We start from the raw sequence: 17,038 nt of genomic DNA, 5'->3' as shown, positions 1-17,038 counted from the left end.
GGTGAATCAGGAAAGGAGCAGAACCATGTACATTGTAACCGCGCAGCAGATGCGTGATCTGGATCAATATACGATTGAACAGCTGGGAATTCCGGCGATGTCCCTGATGGAGAGTGCAGGCAAAGCAATTGCGGAGGAAGTGATTGCCTGGTGCGGCGGACAGCAAGATGAGCAGGCTGATGTGCCGCGCGGACGGGCACTGACCAATGAAGGAGGCATCCGCAGTGATGAGAAAGTCATTCCGGACCGCTCCCGTCAGCACTGGCTCGTACTGGTGGGCAAAGGCAATAATGGTGGAGACGGACTGGTTGCTGCCCGTTATCTGACCAATGCCGGTATAGCCGTAACGCTGCTGTATGCCTATGATCCACAGGAACTGACAGGAGGCGCAGCACTTCAGCGGGATGCTGCGCAGCGCTCAGGTATTCCTCATCTGGTCTGGAATGAAGAATGGAATCTGCATCCGCAAGAATCTGATCCTGATGCAAAGGGAACCCATACCGGGCATGCCGCTTCACAATCAGAAGAGATATTCTCCAGTCATTGGAGCCGCTATACCGGTATTATCGATGCTCTGCTTGGCACAGGCAGCAAGGGAGAACCCCGTGAACCGTATGCATCGATAATCCGATCCGCTAACACATCGGGTAAACCGATTATTGCTGCGGATATTCCGAGCGGCCTGAACGCAGATACCGGAGAGCTGGCGGACAACTGTATTCAAGCCAAATTGACAGTCTGTCTGGCCTTTCTCAAGCAGGGACTTACCCAGTATCCCGGCGCTGGAGCAGCCGGTGAAGTAGTTGTGCGTTCTATAGGGATTCCGCGCTCTACAGCTCAGCATGCTGGATTACGCACCCATCTGATCACGGATGATGTGCTGCAGGATGTGCTGAAGATCGATACGAGCCGTTCACGGGCGATTGATGGTCACAAGGGGACATATGGTCATGTGATGGTGATTGGCGGGAGTATGAATATGAGTGGTGCCGGATTGATGGCTTCGCGTTCTGCGCTGCGTATCGGGAGTGGTTTGGTAACGTGGGCTCTGCCGGAGCAGCTGATGAAGCATATGGTTGGGCATGTGCCTGAGCTGATGATGATCCCTGCTTCCGAGGACCCGGATGGACAATGGAAGGCCGATACTGCACGAACAATCATCGAGCAGACTGCCAAAGCGGATGTACTCGCAATCGGTCCGGGACTGGGCCGATTCGAACAGGATGGAGAATGGCTCCATACCTTGTGGGAAGAGACCAAGCAACCCTGGGTACTGGATGCAGACGGACTGAACATATTATCCGAAGCCGGAGGATTGTCTCATTGGTCCCGCCGAACGGCAGATACGGTACTGACACCGCATCCAGGGGAAATGGCAAGGCTGGCTGGTGTATCCACTGCGGATATTCAGCGCAACCGGATCGGTATCGCTCGTGACTTTGCGCAAGAGCATGGCGTAGTGCTGGTACTCAAAGGTGCGCGAACAATCGTCGCTTCGCCGCAGGGAGATATACTGGTGAACACTACCGGTCATCCGGGGATGGCTACCGGCGGTTCGGGGGATGTACTGACTGGCGTAATCTCCGGACTCATGGCCCAGGGACTAAGTGGACTGCAGGCAGCTGCTTTTGGTGTGCATTTGCATGGACATGCCGGAGAAGAAGCCGCTCGCAAGCGGACGGGTCACCCGGCGTCCCTACTGGCAGGTGATATTATCGAATCGTTGTAACTAGTAAATCAGGCCTTATACATCAAAGCATCCTCCTGTACCGCTGCAAAGTACTCAGCGAACAGAAGGATGCTTTATTTCTTTATTTGGAATTAGATTTTGAATGTATTGATGGATGAATGCAGACGGTCAGCGAGCTGTGCCAGATCCTGGGAAGAACTTGCTGTCTGTTCACAGGCTGAAGCGACTTCTTCACTAGCGGAAGCAATCTCTGTGACAGAATGCATGACTTCGACCGACTGTGCACTTTGTTCTTCACTGGCTGCGGCGATTCCATTGATTTTCATTGCGGAATCACTGACGCGATTTATAATATCGGTAAAAGCTTCACTTGTATGAATGGAATGCTGCGCATTGTGTTCAACAGCGCTCAGACTCTGCTTCATATTGGACTGCATGGAGCGGATAATACCGGTGATTTCTTTGGTAGCAGCGCTGCTGCGTTCAGCCAGTTTGCGTACTTCGTCAGCCACGACAGCGAACCCAAGACCTTGTTCTCCGGCACGTGCCGCTTCAATCGCAGCATTGAGTGCGAGCAGGTTGGTCTGATCGGCGATATCATCGATCACCCCGATAATCTCACCAATCTGATTGGAATCTTTTTCGAGCTTGCACATCTGCTGATTCATTTCCTGCATACCTGTAGTGGACTGAGCGACAATTTCGCCACCTTTTTGTGCTTTGTTTACTGTGTTATTGGACAGCTCAGCGGCTTCTTCTGCACTATGGGCGACATCATCAATAGCTACCGACATATCTTTGAACAATTGGGCGATCGATTGGGCATATTGGGACTGATTGGCACTGCTGCCGGCGATTTCTTCGGTGCTGGCAGAGATTTGTTCGGAAGTGGCAGCTACAGTCTGGGCAGAATCGATAATTTCGGATACTAGTACGTTCAGGCGTTCGGTCATTTCATTGGCAGCTGTAGCAAGCTGGCCGATTTCGTCCTGACCTGTCAGGTTGGAACGTTCACGGAGGTCACCTGAAGCTACTTTTTTGAGCAATCCGGCAATATTTTTGAGTGGAGCACTAATCATTCGGGCAATAACGGTTCCGAGCAGCAGACAGAACAGGAAAGCGACGACAATCCAGATCGTTGTCCACAGCTTTGCACTATTGAATACATCATTGGCTTTATTATAAGATACTCCGGCTTGCTGAATATTCAATTCATTCAGCGTACCGATACTTTTGTACATTTCGGTTCCGGCAGGCAGTACCTGGGTTTGTACAAAACGCTGGAATTGTGCAGGAGAAGCATTCTCGGCCAGCTTGATAGCACGGTTATATAACTCATGATAAACAGCCCACGATTTATCAAAGTTCTTCAGTTCTGTACTTTCAGCAGTACTCAGTGGAGTATTGCGGTATTTATCTATATTTTCATTCACGGTAGCAATCAGATCAGGGACGGTATCGAGTACTTTTTGCTTGTCGGCCGTACTGCTGCTCAGGGCAATATCACGAGAGGCTACACGCATTTTTTGAAGAGAAAGTTCGGCAGCGGACAGGGCTTGTACAGAAACGAGGTTGTTCGTATATAAACTATCGATGTTTTTCTTCATAACATTCTGATTGTTCAGTCCATAGATTCCTATCGCTGCAAGGATAAGAGCTACTAAAATAAAGGCACTGATCAATTTGGTGAATGTTTTGAAATTACTGGCTAGGCGCATAATATTCACTCCAATGTATGATAGTGTGAGTGTCTTGCAGAGCTTATGTAACACAGTTATCCAAATTATATAAATATCAATCTTTTAATTTCTATAATTTGAAATATAATCCATCTATAGCTCTGAAGAACTCACCTAAGTTAAGCTTGTATGTTTATTATTTCGTCCATAAATTCAAAATTATAATAGTTAATTCAAAATTATGGAAAATTAATTAGTGAGTCTATGTATATCGAATTTCTAAGTATCGACCTAACCAAATTACATAAAAAAAAGCGAAGCTCCAAATGGAGACTTCGCTTGAAGGAACCTGTTTACAGATCCTGTTTGATTTCTTCTTTGACTTCTTTAACTGCATTCTCATCTTCTGTGATTGTCTTTTTACTGGACAGGAACCAGCCAGCCAGTGCGATGCCGACGAGGACGATATAGAAGCTTAGCTTCCAGATCGAGTTTTCCGGGAAATGTTCCGGCAGAATAGCCAGAGACGGATGCGCCAGTGTGATCACAGTCAGCTTGATACCTACCCAGCCGACGATAACGAATGCTGCAACTTCCAGACCCGGACGCTCTTGCAACAGTTTGACGAAGAAGGAAGCAGCGAAACGCATGATGATCAATCCAATCAGACCACCCAGGAAGATAACAATAAACTGTCCGCCATCGAGTCCGCCGATAGGTGGCAATCCACTGGCTGGTAGAGCAACTGCCAGTGCTACTGCTGCCAGAATCGAGTCTACGGCAAAAGCGATATCGGCTACTTCGACCTTGAATACAGTCATCCAGAAGCCGGACTTCTTTTTCGGATTGGCTGCAGGACCTTTATCATCGGCAGCTTCCTCGGTCTCACTCCGCCTGGAGAGAAACGCACGGACGATGTGATTGATGGAAATGTACAACAGATAAAGAGCACCAATCGCCTGCACCTGCCATACATCTACGAGGAACGAGATAACGAACAGGGAGCCGAATCGGAAAATAAATGCTCCAAACAATCCATAAAACAATGCCTTTTTCCGCTGATCGTCCGGCAGATGTTTAACCATAATCGCCAGTACAAGCGCGTTATCTGCGGCCAGCAAACCTTCCAGTGCAATCAGCACGAGTAATACCCAGCCATACTCTAACAACAAAGCTGCATCCATGAGACTCCTCCTAAAAATAGAATATATTTCAGCCATGTAGCTCGGCTGTGTATAAAAAAGACCTTTACCACAAAGGTAAAGGTCTCTCGAAAAATAGCGAGTCTTCACCAATTTGTGGTAAAGGTCTCGCTAACAATGTTTGTTATTCATTGCCAGGCAGAACCGGGGTTATTCACCCGTAATGACGACTGTGCCTGTACAGCTACTCCCCTTTAACAGGAATAGAATTATGAGGTTAATACCGCTGCTTGTGCCCGGTATGGATAACGCCTGTTTTTTGCAAAATTAATCTACTATAAGCAAATCATATGCAATTCAATCGCGAAAGTCAATCTTTTTATTTCCAGCATTTTTCTAATATAGCATAATTTACATACTAGTTATTTCAGAAATAGGATTAAAGTAAGCATACTGCTTTCCCCTGATCCATGCTGCGATTAATATCAACTATACGCTGATTACGGCTTCCCCGATAGAGCAGTGATACATCGCGCTGCTGCTGAACGAATCGACCATCTATCAATACGTCGCATAATTGCAAAAGTTTCAAATATTCCGGAATCGCAGAATGAATAAGTTCTTCCCATGTATATCCACTGTAGATCCAGATCGAGAAGTTCGGGATAGCCTCCCGCACACGCTGTACAAATTCACTTACTTCCGCAGCGGAAAAGAAAGGATCGCCGCCAGCAATTGTCAGACCGCTGAGCAATGGATTCTCTGCCATTTCTTCAATAATCTGCTGCTGCAGCTCCGGGGTAAATGGCTCACCGGCACGAAAAGACCATGTATGCGGGCTGAAGCAGCCAGGACAGCGGTGGGTGCAGCCGCTAATAAATACAACTGCGCGCAGCCCCGGCCCTTCATTGATCGACTCGGGAATATAACCACAAATATTCATCAGCTGTGCTTCAGTCGGTCACGGACTTCAGCCTGTTTGGCTGGATTGAACCGGGTCTGATAATCGCCTGTCAGATAGCCGGTTACCCGGCGTAGTCTGGCAATATGCACTTCCTGTTCGGAAGCACCGCAGTCCGGACAATGAGAACCGATGATACCCTCGTATCCGCAGGAAGTGCAGCGGTCAATAGGGTGATTAATGCTAAAGTAACTGATATTCTGCGACAATGCATACCGGATAATGGACGTCATCGCTTCCGGATTCTGTCTTGCGTTGCCATCCAGCTCAATATAGGAGATGGACCCGGCGTTGCAGTGATGATGAAACGGAGCTTCCATCCGGATTTTACGTGCTGCCGTTACCGGATAATAGACCGGAATATGAAATGAATTGGTGTAATATTCCCGGTCGGTCACGCCTTCAATCGAGCCGTATATCTGACGATCCATTTGCACGAATTTGCCGGATAATCCTTCGGCAGGTGTTGCCATCAGCGAGAAGTTCAGATTATGCCGCTCACTCAGTGCGTCACAGGCACGACGCATATAGGTGATCAGTTCCAGTGCATGTTCATAGACCTGTTCATCCTCACCATGATGCGCACCATATAGAGCTTTCATACATTCGGCCAGCCCGATAAATCCGATCGACAGCGTGCCATGCTTGAGACAATCGCCGACCGGCTCGTCCGGCTGTAGATGATCTCCACCTTCCCATACGCCTTCCCGCATCATAAAGTCCGATGCTTTGGCAGGTTGCACCGCCTGAATCCGGTAACGATGCAGCAGCGCTTCTGCGGCAATCGCAATACACTCATCCAAGGCACGATAGAATTCTTTTTCGTCTGGCAGTGCAAGAGTAGAATCAGTCAGATGGATAGGAGCATCCGTGAACTTGGAATTCTCCAGTCGGCTGTCTATTCGCTGCGCCTGCTGACGATTGACAGAAGCAAGCTGGTGGCGGTGAATCCCATGATCTATCCCCAGCTTCACCAGATTAATCGTATTAAATGAAAGGTTTCCTTTGCCGGACAGATGGTTGCGTCCGAATCGATCAGCTACGACCCGTGTACGGCAACCCATGGTAGCAAATTCGGTATCGGGTTCGCCGGGAATCATATATTCCGCATTCAGAGGTGCATCCAGATTGGCGAAGTTCGGATACAATCTCCGGGATGAACATTCCACAGCCTGCAGGAACAGATCATAATTGGGCTCGCCGGGTTGTTGATTAATACCCTGTTTGCATTTGAAGATCTGTATCGGGAAAATCGGTGTCTCGCCATGCCCCAGTCCGCGTACCGTAGCCGCCAGCAGACTCTGTACAACAAGCCGTCCTTCCGGTGATGTGCAGGTACCATAATTGATGCTGGTAAATGGAATCTGGCCACCGCCGCGGCTGGACATCGTATTCAGGTTATGAATCAGGCTCTCTGCCGCCTGATACGTCTCGGTACGGGTTTCTTCCACCGCATAGGCATAAGCATGAGGATAACGGACAGCCAGCTGCTCATCGCCCATAGAGGCGGTCAGAATCAACTCTTCCCAATCATTTCTAAGTGTATCCTGGAACAGCGTGGACTCCGGCTGCTCTATCAAACCGGATGACTGGGCAGCAGATACAGAGGAGACAGCCGATGAACCGGTCGACGCTGCAAAGTCGACTTCTCCTGCAGCAGCATTGGCGCTGGTATGTATTGCAGCCGATTCAAAATAGCGCAGGCCTTTACGCAGATGCTTGCGGAAGGAACGGGTCACATAGGGAGCCAGATCATAATCCAGCTTGTTGGCGGCGACGCCTCCATACTGGGCATTTTGCTGACATTGGAAAATGATTGCGACTTGCGCCATCGCGGTCATGATGGAGTTGGGTGTACGCAGGCTGCCGTTGCCGCTGCTGAATCCGTCCCGCAGCAGTTTCTCAAATGGAATAAAGATGCAATTCGTCGTGCCCAGAGCATAATGGTCCAGGTCATGGATATAAATGCGATTCTGCTGTACAGCTTGCAGGACCGGTGCAGGCAGCACGTTCTGGCGAGTATACCAGCGGGCATATTCACTGCCGAGACGGCTCATTTTACCGGAAAAGCTGTCACCATTCAGGTTGGCGTTCTCTCGGGCAGACTCGTGTTCACCGTGAATAATATGATCTCCCAGTTCGGCCAGAGGCAGCAGATGGGCATAGGAATCCGAAGTAGCCGCCGGTGAGGCGGAAGGGTAAGTGGAAGAAGGTCGCAGTATAGTCATAGGTCATCATCCTTTTCCGATATAGTATAGGATCAAGCAGTTCCGTCATTAGACAACAAAATCTCATCTTATTCTATATATAGATGTGTATGCGATGATATGACCCAATATATTGACAAAATGAACGAAAGAAGCATAGGCAGATAAGCAAAGAACAGGCTAGAAAAATAGCGAACAAACAAAGCAGGCTGTCCGGCTGAAAATCATGGAAAGACAGTCTGCTTCTGATCGAATAGACTATCTAAGAAGATGTTGTACGGTTCCTTTCCTACAGCGCATAGTTGGAAAGGGGACTCAACAGGTTTAATATAAGAATAGACCTATTTTGATTTGACCAAGGAGGAGATCGTATGGCAATTGCAGAAGTAACTGTTATCCCGATCGGTACAGGCAGTACGAGTCTGAGTGCTTATGTCGCGCAGATGCAGCGAGTACTGAATAGCCAGCAGGGAATCACATTTCAGCTGACACCAATGAGTACGATTATTGAGGGAGATATCAAGGATGTGATGCAGGCTATTCTGGCGCTGCATGAATGTCCATTTGATGAGGGAGCAGGCCGGGTATCGACTTCTGTCAAAATTGATGATCGACGTGATCACCCTACATCTGCCCAATATAAAATCGAGTCGGTTCGGCAAAAATTGGCGGATTCCTAAAGGGATTCCGGGCAGAATAGTGCCTTTGCCAATAGCTTTCGACAAAATTAATGCGATTTTTAGGTACCATTCATGAACCTTTAAGATAACCCGGTTATAGTAAATGCATACCCCTTTTGAATATATAAACGAATTGAACGCCATGGACTGCGACCGTGGCGTTCACTTTTTTTGGCATAATATTATAAAAGAAGATACCTAAAAATCGAAAATTAATGTTTCTTTCAGGTTTCTCTCAGGTTATTTTAAGATGAGCAAGCTACAATGTCTGTAATAACCCCTTTTGAATTACTATATCTGGACTCCATCAGCTGCGAATGATGGAGTCCCTTTTTTTGTTCTTTTATGAAATTCCGTTTTCCGCAGACTGAATTGTAGATGAAGAGGATGATTTGGAACCGATCAACCATTTGCCAAGCCATACTGCTGTTGCAAATAAGACATAACCGATTATACCGCCTGCTGTATTGAGCATCAGATCATCTACATCAAATATGCCCATACCGGTCAGCAGCTGTGTACCTTCGTAAATCAGACTGAGCAGCAGCGAAATGGGTAGTACCAGAATGCCTGACCATACCGGATGGCGCATCAGCAAAGGAATAAACATCCCAAGCGGTACAAATGCCAGCACATTGCCGATAAGCTGAATCGATGTACCGGTCGGATGAAGGGACAGTCTGCTCCAGTCTCTGGAAATTTCCTGAAACGGTGTTAGATTGATGGTACGTGTATAGATTAGATCGGGCTGCTGCAGCCATTCGAGTAGTCGTTCCTTGATTAGCCCAGGGTCGATAGGACCTCCTTTGAACAGAATCATCTGGGTAAGCAAATACAGATAGGTGACGAGCAGGATAAACGGAATGATCCGAAAGCCGTTTTTGTTGTGGCGGCCAGTTGGTGCTGAGGTATGCTTCATGCTAGGTTCCTTTCCGGTACATGACCATTAATCACTGGCGGTTACAATGATACCTTCCATATTATCTCCGGATATTTCGTACGAGTCCTTTCGAGGAACATAAATGGTCGTTTCGGAGTCGAGAGGATAATAGCGGATATTATAATTATGATCGTCGAGTGTGCACGAGATTTCTTTCTTTTCCCTGAGCAATTGCAGATACTGTTCGAGTACCAGCTGCTTTTTGTACATAATAGCGCTGTGCGGTAGTCCTACATAACGAAAATGCCACGGCTCATACTGAATGCCTGTAATCTCGACTTTATCCTTGGGATAGCGCAGAATGAAGCCGTATTTCCATGCATTTTTCTCCAGCCATTCTCCTTCGGGAGCTTCATCCATCGTGGTCAGGGAAGATCCAATATCAAGCGACAGGCCCGAATTATGTTCACTATACCCCGCAGGTAGTGCATACTCGGCTCCTTTTTCCTGATATAGCTCATCCTGTTTGTCCAGATCACGATATCCACTGCTCATCAAAAAGGAATGAACCCCTTCCTCGGCAGCTGCTGTAGTCATTTTCTGAAATTGCTCGGCAACGTGACGGGACAGCATCATATTCCGATCCAGCAGCACAAAGCCGGAGTTCAGTTCATCTTCGTCTGCAAGGGTGATAATATCTTTTTTCACACTTTCCGGGCGGATTGCATATGATGTATTGACGAGCACCAAGTCGCCTTTATGTACCCAGTTCTGCAGATTTGTAGTCAACGGTATACTGTAGTCCCAATCGTTTTTTCGGGTAGACTCCAGATCAATCAACAATCTATCTTTATATTTGAACCATATTGCCGCTTCCAGTATCGCGCAGCCCAGCAGTATGGCAACAATCCAAATACCCCACTTTTTCTTCATCCGTGATCCTCCTTATCCTGTATAGAATCAAGGATAACGGAAACGGATTAAAGAAATTATCAAGACTATAATAAGAAGAAGGATGCAACGTATTTTACGTTAGTATTTCCTATCCGTACTTTCATCACATACAAATTATGTATACCTGTGTAAAGTAAGTATTTAACGTATCCATCGATAGGAGGAATTAGATGAATCAAGTGATTAAAATACCATATGGAGGAGGAAGCCGATGGGTTGTAATCGATGAACATCAACAGATGATTAATCCTATCATGAAGTATATTAAATACTTGGATCAGATTGGTCGTTCAGCGAATACATTGAAGTCATATGCTTACCAATTGAAGGTATATTGGGACTTCCTAAAGGATATTCAGGAGAGCTATGAAAACCTAGATCTTAATCTACTGGCTAAGTTCATGGCTTGGTTAAGAAATCCTATGCCAATCGATAAAGTGTCTTATATCGAAGCTACTACAGCAAAAAGAAGAGAACGAACCATTAATCTAATGATCCAATGCGTGATTAATTTTTATGATTACCTACACCGTATAGACGAATTCGAAAAGAATATTAAAGTATCTTTGACAAAGCAAATCAAACGGTTTAGACACTCCTATCGTCCCTTTTTAGACCATGTTTCGCAGGATCATACTTTACGAAAGAATATTCTTAAAGTGAAAGAACCACGACGAGCACATAAAACACTAACTAAGCAGCAACTTCATCATCTTGAAATGCAGGAGTTGCATATTCGTGATCGATTAATCATCCGGATTTTACTTGAAACCGGCATCCGAGCCAGCGAATTACTTCAATTAGAGTTAGGTGATTTTGATATTGGCAATAAGAGTATCCTTATAAGAGCCTCCAAAACGAAAGCTGGTGAGAATCGACTGGTATATATCACAGCAGATACGATGAATCTATTTCAGAATTATCTGTTGGACTTTCATTGTGTTCATACCTGGATTGATCGCGTCTTTTTTAATCGGAGTGGTAAGCACAAGGGAGAGGCCATGACGTATGAGTCTTTGCAGGCGTTGATCAAACGTTTAAATAAGCGAACCGGTTTACATTTTACTGCCCATATGTTTCGTCATACATGCGCTACTCATCTGTATGAACAAGGAATGAGCGCCGTTTCTTTACGAAAGCTGATAGGACACGCACACATCCAAACGACATTACACATGTACGTGCATCCTTCAGAGGATCAGATTCGAAATGATTGGGAACAAGCCATGTCAAACGATCCAAAGGAGCCCTTATGAACTCGATATTACGTCAGTTGGTTCAAGAGCACAGCCATTTCACCCTCCCTCTTCCCCTCTATTTTCAGCAGGACATTTGGCAAACGGATCAGTTATCTGAAATGCTGCAGTTGCCTAGACCAGTAGGGTACAACAAGTATCTTCATTTTGATTACATTGAGAATCGATACCTACGTGAAGAGATTAAAAGATACTTCTATATCCATTTAATCAGTGGGCGATTGTCCTTACGATCAGCACTAGCTATGCCTTATACCTCCACTCTTTTATTCGCTCAGTTCTTCTCGAATGCTTATCCAGAGGCAAAAAGCTTACTAGATTACTCCTTCCCCGTGATTCAAGTTCGCTATGAACGATTTTTAAAAAAAGAAAGAAACAAAGCGCAGCATTTTGCTCGTTCAATCCCAAAATATAAAGCAGGTCACTACGACTATTACAAAAAAATCATAGGTAAACTATATACCTTCCTTCAAGACTACTATGATGATCGTCCTGAATATGAGAAAGACATGTGGCATCTCGATAAACTAGGACTACCTTATAATATGTCACGCCAAGAAACTCGGATTAATTTCACCTCGATCCTTCCTCCTTACCGGGATCTCGTCAAAAAATATTTTTACCATGTATTGATCCTTCAGCGTCAAATTACAGTAGCAACAGCTTTTAATATCCTTAAGAAAGTGTTCTTATTTTTCAACTTTATTCATGAACGTCATCCCAATTGGACAGGTTTACAACATTTACAGCGAAGTGATATTGAAGCCTTTTTAGCCTATATTTGGACGGTAGATATGGGAGGGAAAAGTCATTGTAAGAATCGTATGCCTAGCAATCGTCATGTGAGCGAGTGTCTGGCGAACAGCCGACGAATTATAGAATATGCCCAACTGTACGATTGGCCTGAAGCGCCAAAGCAACCGATCCATTTGCTTTTAGTCTGGGAAGATTTACCGAAGCGAGAAAAGAAAAATTATTATGACCATATTAAACATATCCCTGATCCCATTTGGGAACAAGTCCAGCATCATCTCCATTTGCTGCCTCCTGCTTTGGCTAGGCTTATTCTCGTCATGGAAGCCAGCGGTTTTCGGGTTTCGGATGTTTGCCAGTTACATCAAGATTGCTTAGTGTACAAAGCAAATGGGTGGTGGCTTAAAGGCGACCAGCGCAAAGTGAATCGTGTCGATCATCTTGTTCCTATTTCTGAAGAAATAGTTACGGTCATTAAGATTCAGCAAGAGTATGTACGGGATGAAAAGATCTATAATCCACATCATTTTTTATTTCCTCAATCCATTGGACGAAAAGCGTCTGGAAAAGCGATGTGTCAGCGCTCGGTAACTCATGCTCTTGCTCGCCTAGCCGAACAATTAGATTTACGAGATGCTACAGGAAATATCTATACTTTTAAAAATCACGCTTTTCGTCACAGGTACGGTGTCAACCTCATTAATAATGGAATGCAAATTTTGCATGTCCAAAAATTAATGGCTCATACCAGCTCTGAAATGACACTGACGTATGCTCGAATCCTGGATAGTACACTACGAAAAGAGTGGGAAAAAGTGCAAGCCTCTATTCGGCTTAGTGATACGGGAATGCCAGTTCGAACCGATCTGTCAATTCAAGCGGAAGAAAATGGCGTAGAATTAGACTGGATTCGTCACCATTTAGATGCGATTCGTATGGATCATGGGTTTTGCATTAAGAGTCCCAAGCTACACTGCGAATTTTTAGAACAGACACTGGAGCCTCCATGTATTAAGAATAATTGTCGCAGCTTTCATGTCGATCAAACTTTTCTACATTACTATCAAGAGCAAATTGAGCAATTATTACGGGATGTACAAGTATATGAAGCACAAGGAAGACTGCGATCTCTGGAATTGGTTCAACTCAAAATTAAGCGCTTTACGGATATTCGAGATTCGTTACTATCCGAAGTGCCAATTGTCGGAATTGCTAAAGAAAAACGTGAGTATGTAGGAGGAGAACGAAATGGCTAATGCCTATCCTAATCGGTCCGGACTGCAGCAGCATGCCATTCAAAAAAGAGAGCACGCTATAGCGTCTAGCTGGACAGCGATCCAGCAGCTGCAGCAAGCTGGGCTAAACATCAACTTCAACACCGTATCTTCTCACGCTAAGGTATCCAAGGCTTTTTTGTACGGGCATGATTCACTTCGATCTAAGATAGAAGAATTACGTCTTCAGAAACCTTCTAACGGTCGTATACAAGTTTTAAGCGATTCATCTAAGAATGTCATTATTGAATCTCTTCAGCAGCGTGTAGCAAACCTTACTATCCAAATAAATAAATTGCAAAATGAAAATAAAACCTTGCAGCAACGTTTACAAATGGATTTGAAACAGAATTACGAACAACTATAAGTTTAGAAAGGAACAACCCAATGAATGAATTTACTAGAAGGAGCAGAGATCCTAACAAAACGTGGAGTTCTGCTTTTATTTTGCCTGAACATCGTGAACGTCTTACTGCATTTTATGCATCTCAACAAGACATCTCTCGCCCTCGACTAGATCAGCAAAAATTTGAGGAACTACAATATACTACGCTAGAATATTTAAAGGATTCTAGCAACGTATGTATTGAATATTTTAATTATAACCGCATTCAACAAGTAACTGGACACTTAGTAAAGTATGATCTCATTACAAAAAAAATTGTTATTGAACCAATAGGTGAACATCCAATCTTCATTTCTCCTCAAGATATATTAAATATTTCCAAAATCTAACTACCTTTTATCCTCTTTTATTGTCCATATGCCATTCCAAATACATAATAGAGTGCATCTTCTATTTGAAGTGCACTCTATTATGTAGGTGTATCCTTATTTTCAATTTTCCAAGTATCGATAAAGCGTTGTTTTGCTAATACCGGTTTCTTCTCTAATTTGCAACAAACTATACTTTTTACTCTCATACATTTGGATGGCTTTTTTAATATTGTCATCTAACTTACGTGGTCGTCCCACTTTACTTCCTCTTTGCTTCGCTTCATACATACCCTTTTTTGTATTCTCGCTAATAATATCCGTCTGAAAATGTAAAAGTGAATGAATATTTTTGTAAAAATATTGACCTTCTTCAAGACGTGTATCAATCGATTCATACAGCGAAATAAAATTGATTTGTCGTTCATTAAAGTTGTGGAGTAACTCAGCTAAATGTCTTGTAGAATCCGCTAAAGCAAACAGTTTAGTAACAATCAAAACATCGTTAGATTGTAGTAGCTGTAGTAGCTCTTCCAACTTTATTCTTTGTTTAGGTGAAGCATGTTCCTCTATAACCCAATGATCGCAACCCGATTCTCTTAACTGGCTTGCTTGATCTTTACACTCCAAATCACCCTGATAAGGTCGCATATACCCAATTAACATTATCTATTCTCCTTACCCTATCTACGACGTAATAAAATTATAACACAAACAAGTACCAAAAAGGTTCCATTTTGGTACTTGTTGTGATAAGATCGATTTATCTTTAACGGACCTGACTTTTATGAGAGTTAAAAGTCACTATAAATAAAAAAGGAGTTGAATGTAAGGCAATGAACACAGTGAAAGAACAATGGTTTTCTAATGTAAGAGGTGACATACTTGCAGGTATCGTCGTTGCTCTTGCTCTTATCCCAGAAGCGATCGCTTTTTCAATTATCGCAGGTGTTGACCCCATGGTAGGTCTATATGCTTCATTTTGTATTGCTGTTATTACTGCTTTTATTGGCGGTCGTCCAGCCATGATTTCAGCAGCTACAGGGGCTATGGCTTTACTAATCGTTCCTTTAGTGCGCGAATACGGTGTCAATTATTTGCTTGCAGCAACGGTTCTTACCGGTTTCATCCAAATTTTGTTCGGAGTTTTTAAGGTGGCTAAATTAATGAAGTTTATTCCTAGAGCCGTCATGATTGGTTTTGTAAATGCTCTAGCCATTTTGATTTTCATGGCTCAGGTTCCTCACTTTTTTGGCATTTCAACTATAACATACTTGTTTGTGGGCATTACTTTACTCATTGTCTATATCGTACCTCGTTTTTTTAAAGCCATTCCAGCTCCACTTATTGCGATCGTCGTCTTGACTGCGGTTGCCATCTGGGGAAAGGTAACGGTCGGAACGGTTGGTGACCTAGGAACTATTACGCAAACGTTACCTTCATTTCTGATTCCTCATGTACCTTTTAACCTAGAAACATTGATGATTATCTTACCTTACTCGATCTCTTTAGCTATAGTGGGTTTGGTCGAATCGCTTTTAACAGCCTCCATTGTAGACGACATGACAGGTACAGGAAGTAATAAGAACAAAGAAGCACGAGGACAGGGTATCGCCAACGTTATCACTGGATTTTTTGGTGGTATGGCTGGCTGTGCTATGATTGGTCAATCGATCATCAATGTTAACTCAGGTGGGCGAACGCGATTATCTACACTTATTGCAGGTATCTTTCTCATGTTTTTAATCCTCGTTCTCGGTGGTCTGGTCATCCAGATCCCAATGCCAGTCTTGGCAGGGATTATGATTATGGTATCTGTTGGCACATTTGATTGGTCTTCCTTTTCCTATTTACGTAAAGCACCAAGGAGTGACGCAATAGTTATGCTGCTTACCGTTATCGTAGTTGTAGCCACACATAATCTAGCTCTTGGTGTTATGGCAGGAATTTTGCTCAGTGCTATTCTATTTGTAGCCAAAATTTCTAAAATTCATATCGCTACTCAACAGACTAACGATGCTGTTCTCTATCGTATCGAAGGACAATTATTTTTTGCTTCGGTTGAACGTTTTGTTGATGCGTTTGATTACACTATGAGTGATTCGGATATTATTCTTGATTTTACAGAAGCTCATGTCTGGGATGATTCTGGTGTAGGCGCTGTAGATAAAGTAGTAATTCGGCTACGAGCTCTTGGTAATCGGGTTGTTGTTAAAGGATTAAATGCGGCTAGCGAAAAGATTATTAACCGTGTGGGCTTATATCATGATGAGCATGCGAAGTTAAAAGCTCATTAATCTAAAGGAGAGATTGCTATGTATTCTCGTATTTTGCTTGCTGCAGATGGTTCGGATAATGCTGTACGTGCTGCTAAAGAAGCAGCGATCATTGCCTCATCTATGCCGGATGCTATAGTTGAAATTTTGTTTGTTGTTGATCCTTCTAAAGTCAAAGAAGAAGTCCTTCACTCGCAGAACCACAATGAAATTGAATTTAAACGTAAACAAAAATTGATTCCAATTCAAGAGCAGTTTGAACATAAAAGTGTTCCCTACCAGATCACTATCAAAACTGGTGATCCAGGACCAACAATTGTTGATTACGCTAAGCAACATCATCTCGAATTAATTGTCATGGGCAGCCGCGGTTTAAATGCGTTACAAGAATTTGTTCTTGGAAGTGTCAGTCACAAAGTCGTTAAACGAGCACACTGTCCTGTCATCGTTGTAAAATAAAATATTGACAGTGAATAGGATCTTTATCATTTGTAAAGATCCTATTCACTATATTTATTATTCCTTATATTGGAATATAGTTATACTGTAATTAAATGTTTTCCCTGTTTATA

General features: G+C 44.0%; 15 protein-coding genes. 8 read left to right on the top strand and 7 right to left on the bottom strand.

All coding sequences use genetic code 11. The features are described 5' to 3' along the window. The first annotated feature begins 25 nt into the window (after positions 1 to 25). A complete protein-coding gene (locus tag WH46_RS04465; protein ID WP_046225868.1) occupies positions 26 to 1,729 on the top strand; it encodes a bifunctional ADP-dependent NAD(P)H-hydrate dehydratase/NAD(P)H-hydrate epimerase in 1,704 nt (567 codons plus the stop codon). Between the two features lie 92 nt (positions 1,730 to 1,821). On the opposite strand, the gene WH46_RS04460 is transcribed toward WH46_RS04465, so the two are convergent. The 4 genes from WH46_RS04460 to WH46_RS04445 form a co-directional block, all read right to left on the bottom strand. Continuing rightward, the gene (locus WH46_RS04460) at positions 1,822 to 3,408 is read right to left on the bottom strand and encodes a methyl-accepting chemotaxis protein (RefSeq protein ID WP_046225867.1); all 1,587 of its coding nucleotides are present in this window, start codon (positions 3,406 to 3,408) and stop codon (positions 1,822 to 1,824) included. Between the two features lie 314 nt (positions 3,409 to 3,722). Further along, entirely contained in the window at positions 3,723 to 4,553 is an 831-nt protein-coding gene (locus tag WH46_RS04455) for a TerC family protein (protein ID WP_046225866.1), read from the bottom strand. Positions 4,554 to 4,950: 397 nt separating this feature from the next. Then, complete coding sequence (nrdG, locus tag WH46_RS04450) at positions 4,951 to 5,454, bottom strand: anaerobic ribonucleoside-triphosphate reductase activating protein (protein WP_046225865.1); 504 nt, start codon at positions 5,452 to 5,454, stop codon at positions 4,951 to 4,953. Beyond that, entirely contained in the window at positions 5,454 to 7,700 is a 2,247-nt protein-coding gene (locus WH46_RS04445; RefSeq protein WP_046225864.1) for an anaerobic ribonucleoside triphosphate reductase, read from the bottom strand. Before WH46_RS04445 ends, nrdG begins: the two co-directional genes overlap by 1 nt. Before the next feature lie 350 nt (positions 7,701 to 8,050). Here WH46_RS04445 and WH46_RS04440 point away from each other — a divergent pair, with 350 nt between their 5' ends. Then, positions 8,051 to 8,359, top strand: coding sequence for an MTH1187 family thiamine-binding protein (locus WH46_RS04440; protein ID WP_017812536.1), 309 nt, complete (start codon positions 8,051 to 8,053; stop codon positions 8,357 to 8,359). 343 nt (positions 8,360 to 8,702) lie between these two features. Here the strand turns inward: WH46_RS04440 and WH46_RS04435 are convergent, their stop codons facing one another. Beyond that, positions 8,703 to 9,278, bottom strand: a complete 576-nt coding sequence (locus tag WH46_RS04435; protein ID WP_017812537.1) for a VanZ family protein — start codon at positions 9,276 to 9,278, stop codon at positions 8,703 to 8,705. Positions 9,279 to 9,305: 27 nt separating this feature from the next. After that, a complete protein-coding gene (locus tag WH46_RS04430) occupies positions 9,306 to 10,172 on the bottom strand; it encodes a D-Ala-D-Ala carboxypeptidase VanY (protein WP_046225863.1) in 867 nt (288 codons plus the stop codon). A 191-nt stretch (positions 10,173 to 10,363) separates the two neighbouring features. Here WH46_RS04430 and WH46_RS04425 point away from each other — a divergent pair, with 191 nt between their 5' ends. Genes WH46_RS04425 through WH46_RS04410 form a run of 4 tightly spaced genes read left to right on the top strand, consistent with a single transcriptional unit; the run spans position 10,364 to position 14,211 of the window. Further along, positions 10,364 to 11,449, top strand: coding sequence for a tyrosine-type recombinase/integrase (locus tag WH46_RS04425; RefSeq protein ID WP_046225862.1), 1,086 nt, complete (start codon positions 10,364 to 10,366; stop codon positions 11,447 to 11,449). After that, complete coding sequence (locus WH46_RS04420) at positions 11,446 to 13,458, top strand: tyrosine-type recombinase/integrase (RefSeq protein ID WP_046225861.1); 2,013 nt, start codon at positions 11,446 to 11,448, stop codon at positions 13,456 to 13,458. The genes WH46_RS04425 and WH46_RS04420 overlap by 4 nt, the downstream gene beginning before the upstream one ends. After that, positions 13,451 to 13,843, top strand: a complete 393-nt coding sequence (locus WH46_RS04415; protein ID WP_046225860.1) for a DUF6262 family protein — start codon at positions 13,451 to 13,453, stop codon at positions 13,841 to 13,843. Before WH46_RS04420 ends, WH46_RS04415 begins: the two co-directional genes overlap by 8 nt. Before the next feature lie 20 nt (positions 13,844 to 13,863). Continuing rightward, on the top strand, positions 13,864 to 14,211 hold the full coding sequence (locus WH46_RS04410; RefSeq protein WP_046225859.1) for a YolD-like family protein: 348 nt from the start codon (positions 13,864 to 13,866) through the stop codon (positions 14,209 to 14,211). 102 nt (positions 14,212 to 14,313) lie between these two features. Here WH46_RS04410 and WH46_RS04405 read toward each other — a convergent pair whose 3' ends face one another. After that, a complete protein-coding gene (locus WH46_RS04405; RefSeq protein ID WP_046225858.1) occupies positions 14,314 to 14,856 on the bottom strand; it encodes a recombinase family protein in 543 nt (180 codons plus the stop codon). 170 nt (positions 14,857 to 15,026) lie between these two features. On the opposite strand from WH46_RS04405, the gene WH46_RS04400 reads away from it, so the two are divergent. Continuing rightward, a complete protein-coding gene (locus WH46_RS04400) occupies positions 15,027 to 16,487 on the top strand; it encodes a SulP family inorganic anion transporter (protein WP_046225857.1) in 1,461 nt (486 codons plus the stop codon). 18 nt (positions 16,488 to 16,505) lie between these two features. After that, positions 16,506 to 16,925 (top strand): universal stress protein, encoded by a 420-nt coding sequence (locus WH46_RS04395; protein WP_046225856.1) that lies wholly within the window; start codon positions 16,506 to 16,508, stop codon positions 16,923 to 16,925. Positions 16,926 to 17,038: the final 113 nt, after the last annotated feature.

The sequence above is a fragment of the Paenibacillus dauci genome (genome assembly GCF_000971985.1).
Taxonomy (GTDB): domain Bacteria; phylum Bacillota; class Bacilli; order Paenibacillales; family Paenibacillaceae; genus Saccharibacillus; species Saccharibacillus dauci.
This window is presented reverse-complemented; position numbering and strand designations above follow the sequence as displayed.

Excerpts from the sequence above, each read along its gene's own strand:
- WH46_RS04465 (WP_046225868.1), top strand. The coding sequence starts at position 26 with ATGTACATTGTAACCGCGCAGCAGATGCGTGATCTGGATCAATATACG.
- WH46_RS04460 (WP_046225867.1), bottom strand. The coding sequence starts at position 3,408 with ATGCGCCTAGCCAGTAATTTCAAAACATTCACCAAATTGATCAGTGCC.
- WH46_RS04455 (WP_046225866.1), bottom strand. The coding sequence starts at position 4,553 with ATGGATGCAGCTTTGTTGTTAGAGTATGGCTGGGTATTACTCGTGCTG.
- nrdG (WP_046225865.1), bottom strand. The coding sequence starts at position 5,454 with ATGAATATTTGTGGTTATATTCCCGAGTCGATCAATGAAGGGCCGGGG.
- WH46_RS04445 (WP_046225864.1), bottom strand. The coding sequence starts at position 7,700 with ATGACTATACTGCGACCTTCTTCCACTTACCCTTCCGCCTCACCGGCG.
- WH46_RS04440 (WP_017812536.1), top strand. The coding sequence starts at position 8,051 with ATGGCAATTGCAGAAGTAACTGTTATCCCGATCGGTACAGGCAGTACG.
- WH46_RS04435 (WP_017812537.1), bottom strand. The coding sequence starts at position 9,278 with ATGAAGCATACCTCAGCACCAACTGGCCGCCACAACAAAAACGGCTTT.
- WH46_RS04430 (WP_046225863.1), bottom strand. The coding sequence starts at position 10,172 with ATGAAGAAAAAGTGGGGTATTTGGATTGTTGCCATACTGCTGGGCTGC.
- WH46_RS04425 (WP_046225862.1), top strand. The coding sequence starts at position 10,364 with ATGAATCAAGTGATTAAAATACCATATGGAGGAGGAAGCCGATGGGTT.
- WH46_RS04420 (WP_046225861.1), top strand. The coding sequence starts at position 11,446 with ATGAACTCGATATTACGTCAGTTGGTTCAAGAGCACAGCCATTTCACC.
- WH46_RS04415 (WP_046225860.1), top strand. The coding sequence starts at position 13,451 with ATGGCTAATGCCTATCCTAATCGGTCCGGACTGCAGCAGCATGCCATT.
- WH46_RS04410 (WP_046225859.1), top strand. The coding sequence starts at position 13,864 with ATGAATGAATTTACTAGAAGGAGCAGAGATCCTAACAAAACGTGGAGT.
- WH46_RS04405 (WP_046225858.1), bottom strand. The coding sequence starts at position 14,856 with ATGTTAATTGGGTATATGCGACCTTATCAGGGTGATTTGGAGTGTAAA.
- WH46_RS04400 (WP_046225857.1), top strand. The coding sequence starts at position 15,027 with ATGAACACAGTGAAAGAACAATGGTTTTCTAATGTAAGAGGTGACATA.
- WH46_RS04395 (WP_046225856.1), top strand. The coding sequence starts at position 16,506 with ATGTATTCTCGTATTTTGCTTGCTGCAGATGGTTCGGATAATGCTGTA.